21 protein-coding genes and 1 pseudogene are annotated in these 23,522 nt (G+C 75.6%); 10 read left to right on the forward strand and 12 right to left on the reverse strand.

Annotated features, from left to right (window positions below):
- Positions 1 to 23 precede the first annotated feature (23 nt).
- The 6 genes from K7854_RS28115 to chpG form a co-directional block, all read right to left on the reverse strand.
- A complete protein-coding gene (locus K7854_RS28115) occupies positions 24 to 890 on the reverse strand; it encodes a tyrosinase family protein (protein ID WP_226029353.1) in 867 nt (288 codons plus the stop codon).
- Positions 874 to 1,437, reverse strand: a complete 564-nt coding sequence (locus K7854_RS28120; protein ID WP_226029354.1) for a tyrosinase family oxidase copper chaperone — start codon at positions 1,435 to 1,437, stop codon at positions 874 to 876. The genes K7854_RS28115 and K7854_RS28120 overlap by 17 nt, the downstream gene beginning before the upstream one ends.
- A gap of 120 nt (positions 1,438 to 1,557) precedes the next feature.
- On the reverse strand, positions 1,558 to 2,073 hold the full coding sequence (locus tag K7854_RS28125; protein ID WP_226029355.1) for a hypothetical protein: 516 nt from the start codon (positions 2,071 to 2,073) through the stop codon (positions 1,558 to 1,560).
- Positions 2,074 to 2,152: 79 nt separating this feature from the next.
- Positions 2,153 to 2,455, reverse strand: coding sequence for a hypothetical protein (locus K7854_RS28130; RefSeq protein ID WP_226029356.1), 303 nt, complete (start codon positions 2,453 to 2,455; stop codon positions 2,153 to 2,155).
- 212 nt (positions 2,456 to 2,667) lie between these two features.
- Entirely contained in the window at positions 2,668 to 3,387 is a 720-nt protein-coding gene (locus tag K7854_RS28135; RefSeq protein ID WP_226029357.1) for a hypothetical protein, read from the reverse strand.
- A gap of 275 nt (positions 3,388 to 3,662) precedes the next feature.
- Positions 3,663 to 3,902 (reverse strand): chaplin ChpG, encoded by a 240-nt coding sequence (gene chpG / locus K7854_RS28140; protein WP_019325464.1) that lies wholly within the window; start codon positions 3,900 to 3,902, stop codon positions 3,663 to 3,665.
- A gap of 286 nt (positions 3,903 to 4,188) precedes the next feature.
- Between chpG and K7854_RS28145 the strand changes: the two are divergent.
- The 8 genes and pseudogenes from K7854_RS28145 to K7854_RS28180 form a co-directional block, all read left to right on the forward strand.
- A pseudogene (locus tag K7854_RS28145) lies at positions 4,189 to 5,397 on the forward strand (glycosyltransferase); the annotation flags it as partial.
- A 296-nt stretch (positions 5,398 to 5,693) separates the two neighbouring features.
- Entirely contained in the window at positions 5,694 to 7,142 is a 1,449-nt protein-coding gene (locus K7854_RS28150; protein WP_226029358.1) for a sugar transferase, read from the forward strand.
- 5 nt (positions 7,143 to 7,147) lie between these two features.
- A complete protein-coding gene (locus K7854_RS28155; protein WP_226029359.1) occupies positions 7,148 to 8,464 on the forward strand; it encodes an O-antigen ligase family protein in 1,317 nt (438 codons plus the stop codon).
- Positions 8,461 to 10,449 carry a murein biosynthesis integral membrane protein MurJ gene (murJ, locus tag K7854_RS28160; protein WP_372481081.1) on the forward strand — a complete coding sequence of 663 codons (1,989 nt, stop codon included), beginning with the start codon at positions 8,461 to 8,463 and terminating at the stop codon, positions 10,447 to 10,449. The genes K7854_RS28155 and murJ overlap by 4 nt, the downstream gene beginning before the upstream one ends.
- Before the next feature lie 31 nt (positions 10,450 to 10,480).
- Entirely contained in the window at positions 10,481 to 11,170 is a 690-nt protein-coding gene (locus tag K7854_RS28165) for a polysaccharide deacetylase family protein (protein WP_226029360.1), read from the forward strand.
- Between the two features lie 10 nt (positions 11,171 to 11,180).
- On the forward strand, positions 11,181 to 12,365 hold the full coding sequence (locus K7854_RS28170; RefSeq protein ID WP_226029393.1) for a glycosyltransferase: 1,185 nt from the start codon (positions 11,181 to 11,183) through the stop codon (positions 12,363 to 12,365).
- Positions 12,362 to 13,081, forward strand: coding sequence for a YveK family protein (locus K7854_RS28175; protein ID WP_226029361.1), 720 nt, complete (start codon positions 12,362 to 12,364; stop codon positions 13,079 to 13,081). The genes K7854_RS28170 and K7854_RS28175 overlap by 4 nt, the downstream gene beginning before the upstream one ends.
- On the forward strand, positions 13,078 to 14,235 hold the full coding sequence (locus K7854_RS28180) for a GNAT family N-acetyltransferase (protein WP_226029362.1): 1,158 nt from the start codon (positions 13,078 to 13,080) through the stop codon (positions 14,233 to 14,235). The genes K7854_RS28175 and K7854_RS28180 overlap by 4 nt, the downstream gene beginning before the upstream one ends.
- 37 nt (positions 14,236 to 14,272) lie before the next feature.
- On the opposite strand, the gene K7854_RS28185 is transcribed toward K7854_RS28180, so the two are convergent.
- The gene (locus tag K7854_RS28185; RefSeq protein WP_226029363.1) at positions 14,273 to 15,505 is read right to left on the reverse strand and encodes a glycoside hydrolase family 26 protein; all 1,233 of its coding nucleotides are present in this window, start codon (positions 15,503 to 15,505) and stop codon (positions 14,273 to 14,275) included.
- A 155-nt stretch (positions 15,506 to 15,660) separates the two neighbouring features.
- Between K7854_RS28185 and K7854_RS28190 the strand changes: the two genes are divergently transcribed.
- Positions 15,661 to 16,971, forward strand: coding sequence for a carboxylate--amine ligase (locus tag K7854_RS28190; RefSeq protein ID WP_226029364.1), 1,311 nt, complete (start codon positions 15,661 to 15,663; stop codon positions 16,969 to 16,971).
- A 76-nt stretch (positions 16,972 to 17,047) separates the two neighbouring features.
- Here K7854_RS28190 and chpA read toward each other — a convergent pair whose 3' ends face one another.
- The 3 genes from chpA to rdlA all read right to left on the reverse strand — a co-directional run bounded on the left by chpA (position 17,048) and on the right by rdlA (position 18,899).
- Positions 17,048 to 17,836: an LAXTG-anchored chaplin ChpA gene (gene chpA, locus K7854_RS28195; RefSeq protein WP_308112574.1), complete on the reverse strand. Its 789-nt coding sequence runs from the start codon at positions 17,834 to 17,836 to the stop codon at positions 17,048 to 17,050.
- A 152-nt stretch (positions 17,837 to 17,988) separates the two neighbouring features.
- Entirely contained in the window at positions 17,989 to 18,216 is a 228-nt protein-coding gene (chpD, locus tag K7854_RS28200) for a chaplin ChpD (RefSeq protein ID WP_059300460.1), read from the reverse strand.
- Between the two features lie 287 nt (positions 18,217 to 18,503).
- Positions 18,504 to 18,899, reverse strand: coding sequence for a rodlin RdlA (gene rdlA / locus K7854_RS28205; protein ID WP_226029366.1), 396 nt, complete (start codon positions 18,897 to 18,899; stop codon positions 18,504 to 18,506).
- Positions 18,900 to 19,161: 262 nt separating this feature from the next.
- Here rdlA and rdlB point away from each other — a divergent pair, with 262 nt between their 5' ends.
- Complete coding sequence (gene rdlB / locus K7854_RS28210) at positions 19,162 to 19,554, forward strand: rodlin RdlB (protein WP_226029367.1); 393 nt, start codon at positions 19,162 to 19,164, stop codon at positions 19,552 to 19,554.
- Positions 19,555 to 19,650: 96 nt separating this feature from the next.
- On the opposite strand, the gene K7854_RS28215 is transcribed toward rdlB, so the two are convergent.
- A complete protein-coding gene (locus K7854_RS28215) occupies positions 19,651 to 21,582 on the reverse strand; it encodes an AMP-dependent synthetase/ligase (protein ID WP_226029368.1) in 1,932 nt (643 codons plus the stop codon).
- Between the two features lie 188 nt (positions 21,583 to 21,770).
- Positions 21,771 to 23,375 carry a vWA domain-containing protein gene (locus K7854_RS28220; RefSeq protein WP_226029369.1) on the reverse strand — a complete coding sequence of 535 codons (1,605 nt, stop codon included), beginning with the start codon at positions 23,373 to 23,375 and terminating at the stop codon, positions 21,771 to 21,773.
- Positions 23,376 to 23,522: the final 147 nt, after the last annotated feature.

Below are 23,522 nucleotides of genomic sequence, written 5' to 3' on the forward strand. Positions count from 1 at the left end.
GTCCGGTATCCGGCCGGAGCCGTTCAGGCGTACCGGTAGATCCGGCCGACGTCCTCCAGCTCGTCCGGTGTCACGTCCCACGGCGGCAGCTTCTCGTGCCGCGCGACGATCCGCCCGCGCTGCGCGCTGCCCCGGCCGGGCGGCTCCGCGGGCAGGTAGCGGGCGCCGCGGTGGCGGGCCTGCCAGCGCGACCACTGGAGGTCGACGAAGGCGTGGTGCAGCCAGAACACCGGGTCGTTGACGGAGGCGCCGCCGACCATCGCGCCGCCGACCCAGCGGTGCACGCGGTTGTGGTTGCGCCAGGAGACGCTGCCCCGTCCGGCGCCCCACCCCTCCAGCTTGTTGCGGAAGCCCTTGCGGACCGTGGAGTCGTAGGGCGAGGTGTCGTACGCCGGGTCGTCCAGTGCCCACTCCAGGTCGCTCTTCGTGGGCAGGCCGAGGGGATCGCCCGCCCGACCGAGGTCCCGGGTGAGGTACTCCGTGTCGGTGACGTTCACCTTGATGGTCCAGTTGCCCTCGGCGTGCGCGAAGGGGCCGGTGGTGACCCGGTGGTCGGAACGGCGTCCGGTGCCGCCCAGCAGGTCCGCGGTCCAGGGCGTCGACTTGGCGCTGCGGTCCTTCGTCCAGTCCCAGTACGGCACGGTGACCGACGAGTCGACCCGGCGCAGCGCCTCCTCCAGGTCCAGCAGGAACCGGCGGTGCCAGGGCAGGAAGGACGGCGCCATGTGCGCCGTACGCAGTCCGTCCTCGCCGTCGGAGACGTAGTACTCGATGTGGGTGCGCACGAACTCGTCGTACTCACCGCGTCGTTTGACCTCCAGCAGCGCGTTGACGAACCGTCGCTTCTCGCTGCGGGTCAGCGTGCTGACGTCCTTACGCGTGTACGCCATGCCGCCCCCCGGAGTGCTGGTCGTGGCCGGTGGACGGGGTGTCGCGCAGGTGCTCGCCGGGGCCGAGTTCGTCGACGGCGCCGCGGGCCGCGGCGAGCGGGGTGGGGTACGACCGGTAGTGGTCGACCATGCTCAGCCAGCTGCCGTCGGCCCGGCGCATCAGGTGCAGCGGACGGCCGTCCACGGTGACCTGCCAGGTGCCGGCGCCCACGGCCCGGCCCGCGGCGGAGCGGATGCCGCGGATGCGCCGGCCGCGGTAGGTCTCGTCGAAGGCGGCGCTCTCGGCTCCGTCGGCGGACTCGGCGGCGTGCGGCCCGGGGTGGGCGGCTCGCGGCCCGGTCGTGGCGGCCTGCGCGGCCCCGGAGGGCCGCGAGGCGGCGATCAGGGGCGCCAGGCCGACGGCGAGGGCCGGGGCGAGCAGCCCCCGCATCACCTGCCGCCGGGTGCCGGACGAGGGCCCGCCTTCAGCCGTACCCTCCGCCGCGTACTCCCGCCGCGCGCTTCTCTCCGTCGCGCCGTTCGCCGTCGTGCCTGTGCTGCCGACCATGGCTCACTCCTCGTCCGGTTGCGTTGGTCCGCACCGCTAACCGGACGGCGGGCCCCGCGGTCACCGCACGCAGGGCCAGTCGGAGCAGAGCCGCCCGCTCGGGCGGGGCGGCCAGGCGGGTCAGAGGCCCGGTCCGACGCCCAGGTCGGCCACCGGGACCGTCCGGACCACCGGGGCGAGCACACCGACCTCGGGCAGCTTGGGTGCCGGCAGTCCGAGTGCCTCGGGCTTCGGCGCGGTGAGCGGGGCGTCCAGGGACAGTCCCGGCGCCAGGGTGCGCAGGTCGGCGGCGGGGGCGTCGACACCGGCGTGGTCGAACTCGTCGCCGAGGACGTGCGGCAGCGGCTGGCGCACGTCGACGCCGGGCAGCCCGCCGTGCACCGGCACCTGCGGCAGCGTGCGCTCCGGCAGCAGCCGGCCCTCGACGTACTGCGGGCCCTCCGGCGCGCCCGCCGTCGGCACGGGCAGCTCGCCGGCCACCTCGGGCAGTTCCATCCCGAGGGCCGTCTCGGCGCCGCCCAGCGGCACCGGTACGGGAACGGAGCGGGCCGCGGCGGCGGGGGTCGCGGCCACGCCCACGGCGGCGGCCACACCGGTGACGACGGCGGCCAGGGTTCGTCTGGTGGTCGGCTTCATGACAGGCACGGTCCCTTTCGAGAAGGCGGGGGTACGGCTCCGGGGCGGCGGGGGTTCGGCGGGGAACGGGGGGGTGGGCTCAGCCGCCCAGCGGAAGGCCGCCCAGCAGACCGCTCGCGGAGTTCAGCTCGGTGGTCGCGCCGTTCACGGTGTGCAGCACGGAGCCCTTGTTCTCGGTGTCCAGCGCGTCGGACCGCGCTTCCGACTGGTGCTTGATCGGCATCACGTCGATGGGCTCCGCGGTCAGCGCGTTCACGGCGCCGTTGAGGCTGGTGGGCGTGAGCGCGGCGGCGTCGGAGGCGTCGTAGGCGAACGCGGGCACGGCGGAGCCGGCGGCGACCAGGGAACCGGCGACGACGGCGGCTGCCTTGAGGGACTTCATGGTGTTCCTTTCTTCGGCGACCCGTGTCACCGGAGGTGTTGCTGACGCCCTCCCTAACGACCTGCGCCGGACCCGGAAACTCCGCCGTCCGGAAGACATATGAGATCTCCGGACGCGCAAACGGACGCGGAACCCGACGCGGAGCCGGACACGGAAAGGGCCGTCGCACCTCCGGAAGGGGAGGCGCGACGGCCCGGGTGGCCTGCTCGGCGTCAGGAGGGGTCCGCGGGTGCGGCGGCCTCCGGCGTGGCGGCCTCCGGCGCGGTCGGTACGCCGGGCAGCCCGGCGAGGTCCGCGGCGGGCAGGCCGTTGCCGACCATGGTGGCGGCGACGACGTTGACGATGCCGGTCATCAGGTCCTCGACGGCCGGGCTCACCTCCGCGGCGGTGCCCGAGGTGGTGGCCTTGACCAGGGCGTCGACCTGCTTCTGCAGGGCGGCGTTGGCGGTCGCGGTCAGGTCGGACGCCGCCGCCGTGCCGTCGTCGCCCGGCGCCGTGACGGGCGCCGGGAGCGTGACCGGGGTGTCGGTGCCGGTCTCCGGCGCGGTCACGGCCGGCGGCTGGGCCTGGGTGTCGGTGCCGGGGGTGGTCGCCGCGTCGTCGGCGTCCGCGCCGGCCGCCTCCGCCTTGGCGAGGGCGTCCTTGACGGCGGCGGAGAGCTTGTCGGCGTCCGTGGCGGAGAGCTGGCCGTCGTCGGCCTTAAGGACGGCGCTGAGCAGGTCGGTGACGGGCGTGAGCACGCCGCCCAGGCCGGCCAGGCTGCCGACCTGGCTCTGCAGTTCCTCCGCGTCGGGCAGGGGTGCGCGGGACGCCGCGTGGGTGCGTTCCCGGACCGAGTCGCCGTCGGCCGCCATGACCGCCGGACCGGACAGGCCGATCAGCAGGCCGGCGCAGAGGGCGGAGGTGGCGATTCGCCGTGCGGGCAGACGCATGGGGGTTCCTTTCGGTGGTGCGTCGGATGTTGTGCCCACCGTGGAATCGCCCTTGGCGCTCTGCAACGCAGGCGGGGACCCCGCGCGCCCGCCCGCCCTTCTCGCATGCCGCGTCTTACCTGGTGAGACGCCCTGTCAAGGTCCGTGCGCCGTGTCGCCGCCCGGAGCCCCCATTCGGGGCAGCACACCGCCGTCCGCGGGGCAACGCGAACCGGCCGCCCGCTCGCGGAGGAACCGCGGTACGGACGGCCGGTGCGGCAAGTGGTGAGCCGACGTCAGTCGTTCTCGCACTCGTTGCCGAACGCCGGGTTCAGCAGGCCGATGATGTCGACGGTGTTACCGCAGACGTTGACCGGGATGTGGACCGGGACCTGCACCACGTTGCCGGACAGGACGCCCGGGGAGTGGGCGGCGGCGGCCTGCGCGCCGCTGTCGGCGGCGGCGACACCGGCGGTGCCCGCCACCGCGGCGGCGGCGACGGAGGTCAGGGCCAGGCCCTTCGCGATACGCGACATGGAGAAGTGCTCCTTGGGGTTGTACACACACCCGGGCGGCTGCCCGGCGCAGTGTCAACGCGTGGCGCGGGCCCGAGTTGTGCCGCCAAAGGGGTGATCTCGCGAGAGACCGGCGTTCACAAATCCAACACACTTACCCGGTTTCACCGTATTAGTACGGATAGCAGCTAGAGTCCCGCACCATTCGACCCATTCGACGCACCCGTATGCCGCGTCGCGGCCGGCGCCCCGCGGCCGGGCGCGTTCCCGCCCGTCCCGAGCCGTCCCCGTGAGCGAGGAAACGCGCATGCACCTGCCACCGACCGGCTCGCGGCCACGGGTTCTGCACGTCACCCAACCGGTGGACGGCGGGGTCGCCCGGATGGTGACGGACCTGACGCGGGCTCAGCTCGCCGCGGGACTGCGCGTCGTGGTCGCCTGCCCCGGCGGGGGGCTCGCGGACCGGCTGCGCGCGCTGGGCGCCGACGTGCGGCCCTGGCCCGCGACCCGCGCGCCGGGCCCGGCGCTGGTGCCGGAGGTACGGCGGCTGCGCCGCGTGGTCGAGGACGTACGGCCCGACCTGGTGCACGCGCACAGCGCCAAGGCCGGTCTGGCCGGGCGGCTCGCCGTACGGGGCCGGATCCCCACCGTGTTCCAGCCGCACGCCTGGTCGTTCGAGGCGGTCGGCGGGTCCGCGGCGCGCCTCGCGCTGGGGTGGGAGCGGTGGGCGGGGCGGTGGACGGCGCGGACGGTGTGCGTGAGCGAGGCGGAACGGCTGCGGGGGGTACGGGCCGGGCTGCGCGGGCCCTGGTCGGTGATCCCGAACGGCGTCGACCTCGCCCGCTTCCGCTCCGACGCGCCCGGGTGCCCCCAGCACGGCCCGGCCGGACCGCGGCTGCGGCACGGCATCGCCGCGCGCACCCCGCTGGTGGTCTGCGTGGGGCGGCTGTGCCGGCAGAAGGGGCAGGACGTCCTGCTGGCCGCCTGGGAATCGGTCCTCGCGCGGGTGCCCGGCGCCCGGCTGGTCCTGGTCGGCGACGGCCCGGACCACGCCCGACTGGCCGCCCGGGCCCCGGCGTCCGTGCTGTTCACGGGGGCGGTCGCCGATGCCGCCGCCTGGTACCGGGCCGCCGACCTGGTCGTCCTGCCGTCGCGCTGGGAGGGCATGGCCCTGGCCCCGCTGGAGGCGATGGCCTGCGGACGGCCCGTGGTGGTGACCGACGTGGACGGCGCGCGCGAGGGCCTGCCGCCCGCACTCGTACCGCACTGCCTGGTCCCGGCCGAGGACCCGGCGGCGCTGGCCGGGGCCACCGCCGCGCTGCTGCTCGACGCGCCGTTGCGCGCCTCGCTCGGCCGCCGGGCGCGGGCGCACGTCCGGTCCGCACACGACGTACGGCACACGGCCGCGGCCATCACGACCCTCTACGCCGACCTCCTCCCCAACGTCCACGACGCCCCCCACCCCACGCCCACGCCCGACCCCGTCCACAACACCGGCGACCGCGCACGCCCCACGACCACACCCCACACCGCCACCGCCACCGGCACCGGCACCGGCACGCGCCACACATCTCCGGTCCACGCCGGCCTCGACACCGGCGGCCGCAACGACAACCGCGTACGTCCCACGCCCCCGCCCCACACCGGCGACCGCATCGACGACGGCGCACCCCACGCAGCCACACCCCACACCGGCCACGACACCGGCGATCGCACCGGCGACGGCTGCGTCCGTGAGGACGTCGGCGAGGGTGCCGGGGCCGTGGGGCGGTCGGCCGTCGTGTCCATCGAGTGCAGGGAGTCCACCCACCCGTGACCGCGGACAGCACCGTTCCCTCCCCCGCCGGCCCCTCGCGCGACCTCGGCTCCTCCCCCGTCTCGGTGCTGCCGCGGCGCGACGGCACCCCGGGCCCCCCGCTGCCCGCCCGGCGCCCCGCCCCACGGCCACAGTCCCCGCTGCCGCTGCTCGTCGCCGACGGCACTGCCGCCCTGCCGGGCTCGCTGGTCCTCACCGGCACCCCGCACCAACCGCTGCTCGCGGCCCTGCTGGTGGCCGCCTCGCTCCTGCTGCGCCCCCGGCCCCGCCCGGCCCGGCGGACCTCCGGCGTGCTGGACGAGCTGCCCGCCCTGTGCGGCCGGATCGCGGTGGTGTGGCTGACGCTGGCGGCGCTCGTCGCGGCGTACGCTCCGCCGCACGCGCTGTCCGTGCCCACCCTGTGCGCCGGTTTCCTGCTGCACGCGGTGACGGGCTGCGCCGGTCGGGGTGCGGTGCACCGCGGACGCCGCAGGGCGCTGCTGAACCGGCCCCGCGCCGCCCTCGTCGTCGGCCCCGCCGCGACCGCGCAGCGCGTGGCCTCGGCGCTGCTGCGCCACCCGCGCTGCGGGGTCCGCCCCGTCGGGATCGTCACCGACGACCCGGGCGGCGCCGCGGGCCTGCCCGTGCTGTCCACCGGCGAGGAGGTGTGGCGGGCGGTCGTGCAGAACGGCGTACGGGAGGTCCTGGCCGTGGACCGCGCCGTACGGCCCCGGCAGGCGGCGCTGCTGCGGGCGCTGGCCGAGTCGGGCTGCGCGGTGTGGGAGCTGGACGCCGAGGCCCCCGCGTACGCCGACGCGCCGGTCCGCCCGGGCGGGGACCGGATCGCCGGGTTCTCCTGCCGGCGGCTGGAACCGGCGGGTCGGCGGCCGGGCGGCGCGGGCAAGCGGGTCCTGGACGTGACGGTGTCCGGGGCGCTGTTGCTGCTGCTGAGCCCCCTGCTGCTGGCCTGCGCGACGGTGCTGCGGGTGGTGGGCGGTCCCGGTGTGCTGTTCCGGCAGGAACGCGTCGGGGAGGGCGGCAGGCCGTTCACGCTGCTGAAGTTCCGCACCCACCGGCCCGCCGACGAACACGAGTCGGCGACCCGGTGGAGCGTTGCGGACGAGCACCGGATGCCGTGGTTCTGCCGCTTCCTGCGGCGCACCTCGCTGGACGAGCTGCTCCAGTTGTGGAACGTCTTCCGCGGCGACATGAGCCTGGTCGGCCCGCGCCCCGAACGCCCGTACTTCGTGGCCCGGTTCAGCCAGGCCCACCCCGGCTACGCGGCCCGCCACCGGGTACCGGCCGGAATCACCGGCCTGGCCCAGATCAACGGGCTGCGCGGTGACACCTCCATCGAGGACCGGGCCCGCTTCGACAACGCCTACATCGACGACTGGTCGCTGTGGCGGGACGTCTGCATCCTGCTGCGCACCGCCGCCGCGCTCGTGCGTCCCACGGGGAGCTGACCCCCGTGGCCCACGCCCTGCCCCTCCGGCCCACGGCGCGCCCGCGACGGCTGCCGCCGGTGCTGGCCGTGGTCGCCGTCGTCGCGCTGCTCGCGCTGCCCTCCGCCCCGGACGACGGGGGCGGCGCGCACCCGGCCGACGCGGTGTCGGCCCTGGCGGTGCTGTACTGCGCGCTGCGGCTGCTGCGGGACCGGCGGCGCCCGCTGTCCCGTACGGCGGCCGTGGTGCTCGGGCTGCCCGTGCTGGGCCTGGCCGCCGCGGCCGCGGGCGCCGCGTCGCCCGGGGCGGGGGCGGCCGGGCTCGGCCGCTACCTCCAGGTCTTCGTCCTGGTCCCGGCGGCCGTCCTGCTGCTCGTCCGCGACCGGGGCGACGTACGGCTGCTCACCTGGTCGGTGGTGGGGCTGGCGCTGTGGCAGGGGGCGGTCGGGGTGCACCAGTACGCGACCGGGACCGGCGCCTCCTACCAGGGCGAGCGGATCCGGGCGGTGGGCACCTTCGGGCCGCAGGACGTGATGGGCATGGCGACCGTGGTCTCGCTGGGGCTGGTCTGCGCGGTGGGGCTGGCGCTGGGCCGCGCGCCGGTGCGGCAGCGGCTGCTCGCCGCCGGGTGCGGGCTCGTCCTGCTGCTGCCGCTCGCCCTGTCGTTCAGCCGCGGGGCGTGGATCGCGACGGCCGTGACCTGCGCGGTGCAGCTGCTGCTCGCGGGGGTGCGGCGGGCGCTGGCGGTGGGAGCGGCCGTGATCGCCGCGGCGGTGGTGCTGGTGGGCGGCTTCGGGGTCGGTACGGCGATGCTCCAGGAGCGGGTCGGCAGCATCACGCGGGTCGCCGACGCCCCCGACCAGTCGGTGACCGACCGCTACACGATGTGGGCGGCGGCGGCCGGGATGTGGCGGGAGCGGCCGCTGACCGGGGTGGGCCTGAAGGGCTTTCCCGAACACCGCGACGCACACGCCTCGTTGGCGCTGTCCTCGGGCAGCGAGACCGATGGTGCCGGTGCCGGATACCGCAGGCAGCCGCTGCTGTCCCCGCACAACATGTATCTGCTGGTGCTGGCCGAGCAGGGGCTGATCGGTCTGCTGGCGCTGGCCGGGAGCTGGCTGGCGCTGCTCGTGCTGGGCCTGCGCCGGCTGGTCGCCGTGCGGCGGGACCGGGGGGCGGTGCCGGACTGCGCGTTCGTCGCCTGCGGGCTGCTGGTGTGGCAGCTGACCGACTTCGCGTACGCCGACATCGGCGGCCCGTCGACGGTGCTGACGGCGGTGTGCTTCGGCCTGGCGGCCTGGTGGGCGCTGGGTTGTGCCGCGCGGGAGGTGCCACAGCGGTGACGACGACCTCGCCGCACACGGCGGGCGAAGCGGGCGCACCCGACGGCCCGGGCCCGGCCGCGGCCCACGACCCCGGCGGAACGGCCACCCCACCGGCCCGGCAGACCCCACGGCCCTCCGCCCCCGCGACCGCCGCGCGGCACGCGGGCACCGCGCCCGCCCCACCACGCACGGGCACCGCGACGTCCCCAGCCCACGCCGACACCCCAACCGCCCCACCCCACGCCGCCCCCGCAACCGCCCCACCACAAACCGACGCCACGACCGCCCCACCGCAAACCGGCACCGCAACCGCCGCACGGCACGCGGGCCCCCGGCCCGACTCCCCGCGCGCGGAGGCGGCAGTCGTCGCCGAGGGTCGGTCCTCCGGGCGTTTCCTCGCCCGCGCCGCGCTGGTCACGGCCGCGCTGTCGGTGGCCGGGTCGGTGCTCGGGCTGGCCCGGGACCAGGCGCTGGCCCGGCTGTTCGGGGCCGGGAGCGAGACGGACGCCTTCCTGGTGGCGTGGACGGTGCCCGAGTTCGCGGCGACGCTGCTGATCGAGGACGGCCTGGCCTTCGCGCTGGTCCCGATGTTCAGCCTGGCCCTGGCCCGCCGCGCCCGGGGCGCCCCCGGCGACCCGGTCCGCGCGCTGGTCGCCTCGACGCTGCCCCGGCTGGCGCTGGCCTTCGCCGCGGCCGGTGCGCTGGTCGCCGTCGGCGCGCCGGTGCTGGTCCGGGCCCTGGCACCGGCGCTGCCCGAGCACGCCCTCGCGGTGGACTGCACCCGGCTCACCGCCACCTGCGTGGTCAGCTTCGGGCTCGCCGGGTACTGCAGTGCGGCGCTGCGGGCGCACCGCCGGTTCCTGGCACCGGCGGCGATCTACGTCGCGTACAACACCGGCATCATCACGGCGATGTTCGTGCTGGGCGGGCGCTGGGGGGTGCGTTCGGCGGCGCTCGGGGTCGCGGTGGGCGGGGTCCTGATGGTGGCGGCGCAGCTGCCGTCGCTGCTCGGGCGGTTGCGGCGCCGGGACGGCGGCGGGCGGCCGACGCGCACCGGGGAGGGCGAACGCCCCCTCGCCCTCGCCCTGTTCGGCACCGTCCTGCTGTTCGCCCTGTGCCGCCAGTCCCAGGTGCTCATCGAGCGCTTCCTGGCCTCCGGGCTGCCCTCCGGGGCCATCTCGCACCTGAACTACGCGCAGAAGGTCGCCCAGATCCCGATGACGCTGTCGCTGATGCTGTGCACGGTCACCTTCCCGGTGGTGGCCCGCGCGCTGGCCGACGGCGACACGGAGCGGGCCCGCGACCGGGTCGAGCGGGACGTGTCGCTGGCCGCCTGCCTGGTGCTCCTCGGCGCCACCGTCGTCGTCGCCTGCGCACCGCAGATCGTCCACCTGCTCTTCCAGCGCGGCGCGTTCACGGCGGCCGACACGGCGGCGACCGCGGGCGTCATGCGCGTGTACGCCCTCGGGCTGCTCGGCCAGACCGTGGTGGGCGCGCTGGCCCGGTCCTACTTCTCGGCGGGCCGCGCCTCCTGGTACCCGTTCGGCGCGATGGCCGTCGGCGTCGCCGCCACCGCCGTGGCCGGCGCCCGCGCGGTCGGCCCGTGGGGCGTCACCGGCATCGCCGCCGCCAACGCCGCCGGCATCACCGTCACCGCCGCCCTGCTGCTCGCCGGGATGGGCCCGCGCAGCGTGCCGGTGCGGATCCGGCGGGTCCTGGCCGACCTGGCCCGGCCGGTACTGGCGGCGGCCGTGGCGACCGGCGCGGGTGCGCTGGCCGCGGACCGGGTCACCGGCGTCGCGGGCGGGCCGGCCGGTGCCGCGCAGGCGGGCCTGTCGCTGGCCGTCGGCGCCGCGGCCGCCGGCGGCGTCTTCGCCGTGCTCTGCCTGGCCCTGGGCGTCCGGGGCCCGGGCTCCGTCCGTTTCCTCCACCCCGTCACACGAAGGTTCCGCCATGGCCGTTTCCGCTTCCGGTTCCGCTTCCGTTTCCGCGGCGACCGTTGACGCCCGCCCCGGCGCCGTCCCCTGGGTCGCCATGTACCACTCCGTCGGCGACTGCTCGGACGACCCGTACCGCATCACGGTCACGCCCGGCCGGCTGGACGCGCAGCTGGGCTGGCTGCGGCGGCGCGGGCTGCGCGGTGTGCCGGTCGCCGAGCTGCTGGCCGCCCGCGCCCGGGGCGGCGGCCGCGACCTGGTGGGGCTGACCTTCGACGACGGGTACGCCGACTTCGTCGAGCACGCGCTGCCGTGTCTGCGCCGCTGGGGCTGCGGGGCGACCCTCTTCGTGCTGCCGGGACGGCTCGGCGGCGACAACGCCTGGGACCCGCTGGGCCCGCGCAAGCCGCTGCTGTCCGCCGACGGCATCCGCCGCGCCGCCGCCGAGGGCGTCGAGATCGGCTCGCACGGCCTCACCCACGCCGACCTGACCACGGCGGACGACGCCACGCTGAGCGCCGAGACCGCCGGGAGCAGAGCACTGCTCGCGGAGCTGATCAGTGCTCCGGTGACCGGGTTCTGCTACCCGTACGGCACGGTCGACGCCCGCGCCGTAGACGCCGTGCGCGCCGCCGGTTACGGCTACGCCTGCGCGATCGACCCCGGCCCGCTGACCGGCCCGTACGCGCTGCCGCGCGTGCACGTGGGCCAGCGGGACACCCCCGTACGGCTGCTGTTGAAGACCCGGCTGCACCGGTTGCGCCGCCGGGCGGCGGCGGGAGTGTGAGGTGACCGACGTGAAGGCCCTGCACATCATCACCGGTCTCGGCGTCGGCGGCGCCGAGCAGCAGCTGCGGCTGCTGCTGCGTCACCTCCCCGTCGACTGCGACGTCGTGACGCTCACCAACCCCGGCCCGGTCGCCGACGGGCTGCTGGCCGACGGCGTACACGTCGTCCACCTCGGCATGACCGGCAACCGCGACCTGTCCGCGCTGCCCCGGCTGGCCCGCCTGATCCGCACCGGCGGCTACGACCTGGTGCACACCCACCTCTACCGCGCCTGCCTCTACGGCCGCCTCGCCGCCCGCCTGGCCGGGGTGCGCGCGGTGGTCGCCACCGAACACTCCCTCGGCGACTCCCAGATGGAGGGCCGCCCGCTCACCCCGGGCGTGCGCGCCCTGTACCTGGCCGGGGAGCGCCTGGGCAGCGCCACGGTCGCCGTCTCCCCCACCGTCGCCGACCGGCTGCGCCGCTGGGGCGTGCCCGCGCCCCGCATCGAGGTGGTCCCCAACGGCATCGACCTGGACCGCTTCCGCTTCGACCCGGTCCAGCGGCTGCGCACCCGGCGCCGCCTCGGCCTGCCCGAGGGCGCGTACGTCGTCGGCGGCATCGGCAGGCTGACGGCGGCCAAACGCTTCGACGTGCTGGTCCACGCCCTGGCCCTGCTGCCGCCCGACTGCTGGCTGCTGCTGGTCGGCGGCGGCCCCCAGGAGCACCTGCTGCGCCGCACCGCCCGCGAGGCGGGGGTCGCCGACCGCGTCCTGCTCACCGGCGAGCGCCCCTACCTCCCCGACGGCTCCCCCGGACCCGACCTGCCCGCGCTGGCCGCCGCGATGGACGTCCTGGCGTCGCCGTCGCCGGAGGAGGCCTTCGGCCTGGCCGCCGTGGAGGGGCTCGCGTCGGGGCTGCCGGTGCGGTACGCCTCCTGCCCGGCGATCGAGGACCTGCCCGCCGCGTCGGCGCCCACGGCACGGCGGGTCGTCGGCGGCGCCGGGGAGTTCGCCCGCGCCCTCGCCGAGGCCCGCGCGTCCCACGGCCCGGGGCCCGGCACGCGCACCGCGCCCGAAGCGGCCCGCCACTACTGCGTCACCCGCAGCGCCGCCCGGCTGATGGACGTGTACGCGACCACCCTGACGCAACCGCTGCCCCCGTTCCCGGCCCCGTCTCCGTCCCCGGCATCCCAGGGAGTCAGTTCCGCATGACCGAGCCCCTCACCCAGTCCCCGGCCGCGCCCGTGCCGGACCACGAGCCCCCGCCCGCCGCCCGGCGGCACCGCCTGCGGGCCGCCCTGCGCCAGGTCCCGGGTCGCCTGCGCTCCCTGCCGCCCTGGTCCCCGCTGGCGGCCGGGGTCCTCGCCGGCGGGCTGCTCGGCGCCGGGTACGGCCTGGCCGCCACCCCGCAGTACACGGCGACGAGTTACGTCGTCGCCGTCCCCGCCGACGCCTCCGACCCCGCGTCCGCGCTGGGCTTCGCGCAGGCCTACGGCCGGGTCGCCACGCAGCTCGCGGTGCTCGGGGACGCGCAGATGTGGGCCCACGTGCCGGTGGCGACCCTGGAGCGGAGCGTGCGCACCGCGACCTCGCCGGACGCGCCGATGGTCTCGGTGACGGCCACCTCCGCCGACCCGGAGGAGGCCGCCGACATGGCCAACGCCGTCGCCCGCGCCCTGACCCGGCACGCGGCGGCCGCCGCCGACGACACCCACGTGGAGCTGCGGCAGTTCGCCCGGGCCACCGAGCCCACCGAGGCGTCCTCGGCGTCCGCCACGGTGACGGGCCTGGTGGGCGCGAGCGCGGGCGGACTCCTCGGCGGCCTCGCCCTGCTGGTCCGGCCGCGCCGACCCGGCGGAGGGCCGGGCCGCGCGGCGGCGGCCGTACCCGGACCGGCGTCGGCGGCCGACGTCCGCGGACAGCTGTGACGTACCCGGCGTACCCGGGACCGCCGCACCCGGGCCTCCTCCCGCCCGGCCACACGGTCGAACTGGTCACCGACGAGGCCGCCTTCGCCCGGCTGGCCCCGCAGTGGCGGCGGCTGTACGGCCGGTGCACGGCCGCGACCCCGTTCCAGAGCCACGCCTGGCTGCTCTCCTGGTGGCGCTCCTACGGCTCACCCGGCCGGCTGCGGCTGCTGCTGGCCCGTGAGGGGCGCGAACTGGTCGCCGCCGCGCCGCTGATGAGCGTGCGCGGCCCGGTTCCCGCGCTGGTGCCGCTGGGCGGGGCGATCTCGGACTACGGGGACGTCCTGCTGGACGACGAACGCGGCCCGGACCCGGAGACCGCGCTCACCGCGGGCCTCGCCGCGCTGGCCCGCACCGCGCTGGTCGACCTGCGCGAGGTACGGCCGGGCGCCGCCGCCGAGCGGGTCTACGCCCGCTGGCGCGGGCCCCGGCACCGGCTCGCGGACTCGCTCTGCCTGGAGCTGCCCGCCCTCCCGATGGACGGGCTGGTCGCCCGGCTGCCCTCGGCCCGGGCCAGGCAGCGGGTGCGTGCCCAGCTGCGCCGGCTGGACGCGCTCGGTGTCAAGAGCAGGCCCGTCCTGCCCGACGAGGCGGACGCGGCGGTGCGGCGGCTGCTCGAACTGCACCGGTTGCAGTGGCGGGGCCGGCAGGTGACGGGCGAGCACCTGCGGACCCGGTTCCGCGAACACCTGGTGCGGGCCGTGGGGCCGATGGTGCGTACCGGGGACGCGGTGGTCACCGAGTTCCGGATGGCCGACGAGGTGGTGGCCGTGGACGTGACGCTGCTCTCCCACCGGCTGGCCGGGGGCTATCTGTACGGCGCGCACCCCCGGCTGCGGGAGCGGCGGGCGGACGTGGCGGTGATGCTGCTGGACGCGTGCGCCGCGTACGCCCGTGCCCCGGGGCGCGGCACGCTGAGCCTGCTGCGGGGCGACGAGCCGTACAAGCACCGCTGGCGCCCGGAACCGGTGTCGAACCAGCGGCTGCTGCTGGCCCGCCGCCGTACGGCCCCGCTGCTGGCCGCGGCCCTGGCCGACGCCACCGCGCGACGGCGGGGCAAGGAGCTGCTGCGGCGGCACGCGGAGCGGAAGGAGCGCGACGGTGGCGGCGGCTGACCGGGCCCGCCGCCGCCGTGGCGCCCTCCGTGCCCGGCTACTTGTCGCGCGCGTACCAGTCGAGCCGCATGCACAGCTTCCCGCCGAGCCAGTACTCCACCCAGTCGCCCAGCTCCAGCGGCGAGCAGCCGGCCGGGGGCTCGGGCGCGGTGGACGGCGCCGGCGGGACGGGCGGCGCGGTGGGCACGGTGGGCTCGGTGGGCTCCGGGGGCCTGGGGGCCGTCGGCTCGGGCTCGTCGGTGCGGCCGAAGAGCACCGACCGGTAGACGGCCGTGGACCGGGGGTTGTCGTCGCACTGCCACACGCCGTGCGGGCAGTAGTCGGTGACCGTGTTGTACACGGGCTTGTGCTCGTCCATCCAGGCGAGCATGCGCCGCATGTACGCGGCGTTGTCGCCGTTGCGGAACAGCCCCCATTCCGGGTAGGAGACGGGCTTGCCGTGCGCCTTCGCGAAGTCCACGTGCGCCTGCAGCCCGTACGGCTCCTTCACCTGCTCGTCGAAGGACATGCCGCGCGGCTGGTCGTAGGAGTCCATGCCGATGATGTCGACGGTGGCGTCGCCGGGGTAGCACTGCGTCCAGGGCACGGCGTCCCGGCCGCGGCTCGGCGCGAAGTCGAACCGGAACTTCTGGCCGGGCACCGCTCGCATGGTGGTGACGATCCGGTTCCAGTACGTCTTCCAGGCCTCGGGGTCAGGGCCGCAGCGGTGGGTGTAGGTGGTGCCGTTCATCTCCCAGCCCAGCACCAGGACCGTGTCCGGCACCTTGAGCGCGACCAGGCGTTCGGCGAGGGCGCGGAAGTGGTGGTCGAAGCGTCCGGCGGCGCCCTGGCGCAGCAGTTCGCGCACCTCGTCGTCGTCCACGTGCTCCTCGTTGCGCTCCATCATGGGCACGTTGAGGACGAGCATCCGGTCGGCCTCGCGGGTGCGCCAGTCGGCCCACACGTCGAGGAAGCCGGGGGCGCCCTCGATGTTGCTCCAGCGGTCGCCGGGCAGGTAGGTGTGGCCGACGCGCAGCTCGGCGCCGCCCAGCCAGTGGCTCAGCGCGGCCATCCGGGCCACGCCGCGGGGGCCGTAGTCGAGGTAGGCGCCGAAGGCGGGGGTCTTGGCCGGACCGCCGGACGCCGGGGCCGCGGGCGCGGGTGCGGGTGCAGGCGGGGCCGGTTCGGCGGCGGCCGTGGGGCCCGCCGCGGCCACCAGCGCCGCCACCGCGACCGCCGCCGCGACGCCGGCCGGCCGCCTGGTCCGGTTCCGTGACTGCCGTACGGCCATACCGGCTCCTTCCTCACCGTGAATTCCGCTTGCTTACTGACACCCAGTCATATGAGACGCCATCACGCCACCGCCGTTACGGCTTTCGAGTGCGCCGATCGCCCGCACCGGTGAACCGGTCCGAGAACCGGGCCCGAAGACGAAGGAAGTTTCCCGTGTCGCTGTTCGACACCCGTGTCCCCGCCGTTGTGCTGCGGACGGACCGGAATCCCTTTCACCACGGAACGCTGGGCGCCGTGCGTTCGCTCGGCCGCGCGGGGGTGGACGTGCACGTGGTCGCCGACTGCGGGCGCAGTCCGGTCCGCGCCTCCCGGTACGTGACCGGGCTGCACACCCCGCCGCCGCCCGGCGCGTCGCCCGCCGAGATCACGGCGGTCCTGCGCCGCGTCGCCGCGCGGATCGCCCGGCCCGCGGTGCTGATTCCGATGGACGACGCCTGCGCCGTGGCGGTGGCCCGGGCGCGGGCGGAACTGGCGCCCGCGTACCTGCTGCCCGACCAGCCGGGTGACCTGCCCGCCCGCGTGGCCGACAAGGCCGAACTGGCCGCCGTGTGCGCCTCCCTGGACCTCCCGCACCCCGAGACCGTGGTCCCCGACGGCGCGGCGGAGGCGGCCCGGGCGGCGTGGCGGCTGGGCCTGCCGGTGGTGGCGAAGTGGAGCCGGCCCTGGCTGGTGCCGCCGGGCGGCGGGCTGCGCAGCACGGTGCTGGTGCGCTCGGCGCGGGAGGCCGGGGAGCTGTACCTGCGGGCCGAGGAGGCGGGCAGCCGGCTGCTGCTCCAGGCGTTCCTGCCGCCGGGCGTCGACCGGGACTGGTTCTTCCACGGGTACGCCGACCGCTCGGGCGCGGTCCGGGCGGGCGGCCCCGGCCGCAAGACCCGGGCCAGGCCGCGCGGCGCCGGTCTGACGGCGGTGGGCCGCTGGGCGCCGAACCCGCAGGTGCGGGCGCTCGCCGAGCGGGTCACCGCCGAGCTGGGCTACCGGGGCGTCTTCGACCTCGACTTCCGTCGCTGCGGCGCGACGGGCCGCTACCACCTGCTCGACTTCAACCCGCGCCCCGGTGCCCAGTTCCGGCTGTTCGCCGACACCGCGGGACTGGACGTCGTACGGGCCCTGCACCTGGACCTGACGCACCGCCCGCTGCCGGAGGGGGCGCCGCGGCCGGGGCGGGTGTTCGTGGTGGAGAACTACGCCCCGCTGAGCGCCCTGCGTCCGGCGCGCGAGGCGGACGGGGGGCGCGAGCTGGCCTGGCACGCCCGGGACGACCGGGCGCCGGGCCGGGCGCTGTGGGCGCTGTGGGGCCGCCACGTGGGTGTCCGGCTGCGGGACCGTGCGCGCCGGGGCCGCGACGCCCGGCCGGACACCGTGCCCCCGGCCCGTGCCCGCGTCGTACGCCAGGCCTCCGCACCCGCCGCGGACCGGACCGGTGTCTCGGACCGCCCGGACGAGGACCGGGCCGGCCGGCACTGAGGCCGCCGCACGAACGCCTCGCCCCCGGCGGCCCGTGGAGCGGGCCGCCGGGGGCGACGGGACGAACGGGGCGGGGTCAGCGGCCGGAGAGGGCCCGGCCCCTGCGGTAGAGGATCGCTCCGCCCGCGATCAGCACGGCACCGGCGGCCGCGGCGCCCAGCGTGCCCTCGCTGCCGGTCTCGGCCAGGGCGGGCGGCTGCTCGGTCTGCGGAGCCGGCGGGGTGTGCTCCTCCTCGGCGGGCGGCGGGGGCTCCTCCTCGCCGGCGGGCGGCGGGGGCTCTTCCTCACCGGTGGGCGGCGGGGGCTCCTCCTCACCGTAGCCGGGCGGTGTGGTCGGGGGCGGCGGCTCCTCCTCGCCGTAGCCCGGGGGCTCCTCCGCCTCGTTCTCGCACTTGTTGCCGAACACCGGGTTCAGCGCGGCGATCACGTCGACGGTGTTGCCGCAGAGGTTGACCGGCACGTCGACCGGAATCTGCGCGGTGTTGCCGGAACCGACGCCGGGCGAGCCCTCGGTCGCGCCGTCCGCGTGGGAACCGGACGACGAGGACGAGTCCGAGGTCGATGACGAGTCCGAGGAGTCCTCGCCGTACCCGCCGTCGCCCTTGCCTTCGGCCGGCTCGTCCGAGGTGTTCTCGCACTCGTTGCCGAAGGCCGGGTTCAGGGCGGCGATCACGTCGACGGTGTTGCCGCAGAGGTTCACGGGCACGTCGACGGGGGCCTGGAGGGCGTTGCCGGACACGGCGCCCGGCGAGTTGCCGGCGGTCCCGTCCGCATGCGAGTCGGCAAGGGCGGGGCTGCCGCACAGGGAAAGGATGCCCGTCGCGGCGGCTGCCGCGACCATCCCCCTGCTCAGGGTCTGTCGCACTCTGGTTGTCTTCCTGCTTGGAGAGATGAGAGATGAGAGACGGCCGGAGAACACTCCGGGGGGACGGGCTGCAGAAAGGGGAAAAGGCCGGCCCCGAACCAAACGAGTTGGCCAGGGCCGGCCCTGACGCAGCCGGTCGGTGCGGAACGACGTCAGTCGTTCTCGCACTTGTTGCCGAACGCCGGGTTCAGCAGACCAACGACGTTGATGCTGTTGCCGCACACGTTGACGGGAACGTGCACGGGAACCTGGACGACATTGCCGGACAGGACGCCCGGGGAGCCTACGGCGGCACCCTCGGCGCCGGCGTCGGCGAAGGCCGGGGCGGCCATGCCGAGGGCCATGATCGCGCCCGCGACGACAGCAGCGCTCTTCTTCATGAACTTTCCCTTCTCTGCGGTCATGCCTGAATGACGGCCGAAACCGCGCGAGCACAGCATTGACGGCTCGCACCATGACCTGCAGCCTGCAAACGAGGAATTGACGGCCGGAGAAACTACCGAACGTGGGACACCCCGGAATTCACTCGGATGCCTCACGACACGGTCCGGCCGTTCCCCCAGGAGAGCGACGAAGTCGATCCGCTCCCCGGCGAAATCCCGTCCCGTTCACGGCCGGGCGGCCCGCGCGGAAGTCAGCGGGCCGCCCGTACCGGGCTGGACCGGTCTCAGCGGCCCTCGCCGTTCGCCGACAGCACCGACAGGTCCTCCAGGACGTGCGACAGGGCACCGTCCCGCTTGGCCTGCGTGGAGTTGTCCGCGCACTGCTGGTTCAGGTCGTCCGCCAGGACGTTGATGTCCTGGATCGGCACGAGGTTGATGACGGCGACGTTGACGTCCTCGACACCGAGGCACGGCTTGTTCAGCGTGCCCTCGACCAGCGACAGCTGGGGGCTCATGTCGCCGTCGGTGGCGGAGTTGCCGAACGCCGAGGTGGCGCCGTTGCCGTTGGCCACGGCCGGCCCGTTGTCGTCCCCGATGGCCAGGGCCTGGGGAGCGGCGGCAGCCGACATGCCGATCACAGAAGCGGCAGCCGCCGCGGCGACCATTGCCTTCTTGAGCACTTCGCGTTCCTTTCGTCGTAGCGACGCACTGTCCTACGGCCTCATCAACCCGGAGCACGATGATTGGTTGCGGGCGTTCACCCGGTTGGCTCGCACGGGATCCCGGCCAGACCGCGGAAATCGCCGGAATCCCGGGGGGAAACGCGGACCCGTACAGATTTCCCGTTGTCCGCCGACGGAGTGAACGGGAGAAACCCGACCGGACTCATGGAGTTGACCAGAGCGCTCCGGTGGACGGGGTTTCCTCAGAAAGGACTGGCCAGTGATCAAGAAGGTAGTTGCCTACGCGGCGATCGCCGCCTCCGTCATGGGCGCCTCCGCTGCCGCGGCACCGCAGGCGATGGCGATCGGCGACGACAGCGGGCCCGTCTCCGCCAACGGGAACGGCGCCGCGCAGTACTTCGGCAACTCGATGACCACGGGCAACATGAGCCCGCAGATGGCTCTCATCCAGGGCTCGTTCAACAAGCCGTGCATCGCGGTCAGCGACATCCCGGTCAGCGTCATCGGTCTCGTGCCGATCCAGGACCTCAACGTCCTGGGCGACGACATGAACCAGCAGTGCGCCGAGAACTCCACGCAGGCCAAGCGTGACGGTGCGCTGGCCCACCTGCTGGAGGACGTCTCGATCCTGTCCTCCAACGGTGAGGGCTGACGCCGGCGGGCGCTGACAGCGTGCCGGGGGCGGGTCGTCGAGGACATCGGCGGCCCGCCCCTCTCGCATGCCCGGGGCACCGCGCCCGGGTGCGGATCAGCGTCCCGGCCTCGTCGCGTACAGCGCCTCGATCTCGTCCGCGTACGCCGCGACGGCCGCGTGCCGCTTCACCTTGAGGGACGGGGTCAGCAGCCCGTTCTCCTCGGTGAACTCGCCCTCGACCAGCCTGAAGGCCCGGATCGACTCGGCCCGGGAGACGGCCGCGTTGGCGTGGTCGACGGCCTTCTGGACGTCGGCGCGCATCCTTTCGTCGCGCACCAGCTCGGAGAGGGGCGTGTCGGCGGGCAGCTTCCGCACCGCCAGCCAGTGGGCGACGGCCTCCGGGTCCAGGGTGATCAGCGCGGCGACGAAGGGCCGGTTGTCGCCGACGACCAGGCACTGGGCGACGGGCGGGCGGCTGCGCAGGCGGTCCTCCAGGACGGCCGGGGAGACGTTCTTGCCGCCGGAGGTGACCAGGAGGTCCTTCTTGCGGCCGGTGATGGTGAGGTAGCCGTCGGCGTCGAGGGAGCCCAGGTCGCCGGTGGCGAACCAGCCGTCGGTGAGGGCCGCGTCGGTGGCCTCGGGGTTGTTCCGGTAGGAGCCGAAGACGATGCCGCCCTTGACCAGCACCTCGCCGTCGTCCGCGATGCGCACGGCGGTGCCGGGGACCGGCGGGCCGACGGTGCCGGGGCGGGGGCCCAGCGGCGGGACGATGGTGGCGGCGGCGGTGGTCTCGGTCAGGCCGTAGCCCTCGTAGACCATGATTCCGGCGGCGTAGAAGAACAGGTTGAGGTCGCTGCCCAGCGGGGAGCCGCCGCTGATGGCGTAGCGCATCCGGCCGCCCAGCTCCTTGCGGACCCGGCGGTAGACCAGCAGGTCGTACAGGGCCCAGCCCGCCCACAGGCCGAGGGTGGGGCCCTTGCCGCGGCCCAGGAAGGGCTCCAGGTGGGCGGCGCCGAAGCGGACGGCGAGGCGGTGGGCGCGTTCGAAGGAGGCGCCGCGGCCGATCTTCTCGGCGGTCGCCCGGCCGGTGTCGTGGATCTTCTCGAACAGGTACGGGACACCGACCAGGAAGGTCGGGCGGAACGCCTTGAGCGCGGGGCGCAGTTCGTCGGGTTTGATGCTCGGGAAGTGTCCGATCTCGATGCGGGCCAGCAGGCAGGAGATCTGGATGGTGCGGCCCAGGATGTGGGCGAGCGGCAGGAAGAGGAGGGTCGAGGCCTGCTGGCCGGTGACCTCCTTGAAGATCGGGTGCAGCAGTTCGACCGTGTTGGCGGCCTCGGCGTGCAGGTTGGCGTGGGTGAGGACGCAGCCCTTGGGGCGGCCGGTGGTGCCCGAGGTGTAGCAGACGGTGGCGACCGTGTCCGGGGTGAGGGCGGTGCGGCGCTTGGTGACCTCGTCGTCGCTCACGCCCCGGCCGAGGGCGGTGAGGTCGGCGAGGGCTCCGGCGTCCAGTTCCCAGACCCGCGGGCGTTCGGGGTGCCCGGCCGTGCCGGTCAGGACGGTGGCGGTGTTCGCGGCGGTCTCGGTGACGGCGTACCGGGCGCCGGAGTCGCGGACGATCCATTCGACCTGGTCGGCGGAGGAGGTGGCGTAGACGGGGACGGTCTGGCCGCCGGCCGCCCAGACGGCGAAGTCCAGGACGGTCCACTCGTAGCGGGTACGGGACATGACGGCGACCCGGCCGCCGGGTTCCAGGCCGGCCGCGATCAGGCCCTTGGCGACGGCGGAGACCTCGCGGGCGAACTCCGCGGCGGTGACGGGCCGCCAGGCCCCGTCCACCTGGCGGCGCAGGACCACCGCGTCGGGGGCCTCGGCCGCGTTGGTGAACGGGATGTCGGCGGTGCTGCCCTCGGTGGGGCGGGGCGCGAGGGCGGCGGTGCGCGCCTCACGGACGGTGCCGTGCGCGTCCGCGACGGTCTCGGTCCTCGTGCGGGACGCCAGGTCGCCCCGCCTGCTCGCCCGTTTCAGGTCCCTGCGTACGCCCATGACGGCTCCCGGTCGCGGATCGGACTGATGCGCTGGCGCGTGTACTCGGCCACGAACTTACTTCGGAGTAAACTTACTCACGCGTAAGGAAACGTCAATGGGCGGGCCCGGGTGGGCGGGCCCGGGTGGGCGGGCCCCGGACGGGCAGGCCCCGGGTGGGCGGGCCCGGGCGGACCCGCCCCGTCGGGTCAGGTGAGCCGGTCCGCCTCCTCGATCGCGTCGGCCAGGTCGCGCAGGTCCTCGTCCTCCGTGCGGTCCGCCAGGCCGTCGGCCCGCTCGGACAGTTCGGCCAGGCCGGGCGCCCCGGGCAGGGAGCCGCCGTCGCCGTGGTCGTCGCGGTAGCCGCCGCCCGAGGTCCGCAGCGCGTCGGCGAAGTAGGCCGCGGTCGCCGTGACCCGCAGCCCGCGGTCCGACTCCCAGACGGAGTCGTCGAGGGCACCGGTCTCCACGGCGCCGGACTCCTCGTGCGGATCCCGGCTGTCGGGGTCGAGCCAGCGGACGGTGGCCGTGGCGAGGTGGCCGTCGGCGCCGGGCCTGGTGCGGACGGCGTACAGGGCGGTGACCGTGTGGCCGGGGCCGACCTCGCCGCCGTCCACCCGGTCGTCGCGGAAGTCCTCGTCGGCGACCTGGCGGTTGTCGTAGCCGACCAGGCGGAACTCGGCGACGGTCTCCGGGTCGAAGGCGACCTGGGCCTTGGCGTCGCGGGCGGTCAGCTCGATGTGGCGCGGGAGCTGCTCGGAGAAGACCTCGCGGGCGTCCTCGGGGGTGGAGACGTAGGTGGTGTGGCCGTCCCCCTTGTCGGCGAGGCGTTCCATCAGGGCGTCGCCGTAGTCGCTGCCGACGCCGACGCCGAAGAGGGTGATGCCGTGCTCGCGGCGCTCGGTGGCGACGCGTTCGAGGATGGTGTCCGCGTCGGTGTCGCCGGTGTTGGCGAGGGCGTCGGAGACCAGGACGACGCGGTTGGTGGCGCCGTCGCGGCGGCCCTCCACGGCGGTCTCGTAGCCGGTCTCCACACCCGCGCCGAGGTTGGTGGAGTCCGTCGGCTCCAGGCTGTCGATCGCGTCGTGGACGCGGCCGCGGTGGTCGCCGAGCCGGGTCATGGGCAGGACGGTCTCGGCCTCGTCGCTGAAGGTGACGATCGCCACCGAGTCGTCGTCCCGGAGCCGGTCGGTCATGGTGCCCAGGGCCTCCTGGGCGAGGTCGAGGCGGCCGGGTTCGGCCATGGAGCCGGAGATGTCGATGACGAAGGTCAGGGCGGCCGGCGGGCGTTCGCCCTGCCGCTCGGCGGGGCGGGTGGCCAGACCGACGCGGACCAGCGACCAGTCCTCGTCGGCGGTGCGGGCGCCGTCCACGGTCACCGAGAAGCCGTCGCCGTCGGGGCGCTCGTAGTCCTGGCGGAAGCTGTTGACGAACTCCTCGGGGCGGACCGTCGCCGGGTCGGGCAGCCGGCCCTCGGCCAGGGTGCGGCGGGCGTAGCCGTAGGAGGCGGTGTCGACGTCGAGGGCGAAGGTGGACAGGTGGCCGGGGTCGGGCGCGACCCCGCGGGAGTCGCCGTCCTTCTCCCCCTCGCCGGTCCCGCCCGCCCCGCCGGTGCTCGTGCCGCCGTCGTAGCGCGGGCCGTCGGGGGCGGGCATCCCCGAGCCGCGCGAGTCGGTCGTGGTGTCCTTCGCGCCGTTCGACGCGTCGTCCCCCCCTCCGCAGCCGGTGAGCAGCAGCCCGCCCGCCAGGGCGAGCGCGAGCAGTGCGGTCGTGCCGCGCCGCCCCCGCTCCCCGTGGATCCCGTACCGGTTCATCGTCCGTCCCCCTGTGCTTCGTCGGCGCCGGTGTACGTGACTGTGACGGCGCGGCGGGGCGAAACGTGCGGCACGGGGTGTTACGGCTGTGTCTCGAAGCGGGCACGGGAGCGGGCCGCCGAGACCGGTGGGTGATCCTCCGTTGAC

The organism is Streptomyces hyderabadensis (genome assembly GCF_020404845.1).
Lineage (GTDB): Bacteria > Actinomycetota > Actinomycetes > Streptomycetales > Streptomycetaceae > Streptomyces > Streptomyces hyderabadensis.

Coding starts and splice junctions, on each gene's coding strand:
- K7854_RS28165 (WP_226029360.1), top strand. CDS start 10,481: ATGTACCACTCCGTCGGCGACTGCTCGGACGACCCGTACCGCATCACG.
- K7854_RS28175 (WP_226029361.1), top strand. CDS start 12,362: ATGACCGAGCCCCTCACCCAGTCCCCGGCCGCGCCCGTGCCGGACCAC.
- chpG (WP_019325464.1), bottom strand. CDS start 3,902: ATGTCGCGTATCGCGAAGGGCCTGGCCCTGACCTCCGTCGCCGCCGCC.
- K7854_RS28115 (WP_226029353.1), bottom strand. CDS start 890: ATGGCGTACACGCGTAAGGACGTCAGCACGCTGACCCGCAGCGAGAAG.
- chpD (WP_059300460.1), bottom strand. CDS start 18,216: ATGAAGAAGAGCGCTGCTGTCGTCGCGGGCGCGATCATGGCCCTCGGC.
- K7854_RS28185 (WP_226029363.1), bottom strand. CDS start 15,505: ATGGCCGTACGGCAGTCACGGAACCGGACCAGGCGGCCGGCCGGCGTC.
- K7854_RS28125 (WP_226029355.1), bottom strand. CDS start 2,073: ATGAAGCCGACCACCAGACGAACCCTGGCCGCCGTCGTCACCGGTGTG.
- K7854_RS28215 (WP_226029368.1), bottom strand. CDS start 21,582: ATGGGCGTACGCAGGGACCTGAAACGGGCGAGCAGGCGGGGCGACCTG.
- K7854_RS28120 (WP_226029354.1), bottom strand. CDS start 1,437: ATGGTCGGCAGCACAGGCACGACGGCGAACGGCGCGACGGAGAGAAGC.
- K7854_RS28220 (WP_226029369.1), bottom strand. CDS start 23,375: ATGAACCGGTACGGGATCCACGGGGAGCGGGGGCGGCGCGGCACGACC.
- K7854_RS28135 (WP_226029357.1), bottom strand. CDS start 3,387: ATGCGTCTGCCCGCACGGCGAATCGCCACCTCCGCCCTCTGCGCCGGC.
- K7854_RS28130 (WP_226029356.1), bottom strand. CDS start 2,455: ATGAAGTCCCTCAAGGCAGCCGCCGTCGTCGCCGGTTCCCTGGTCGCC.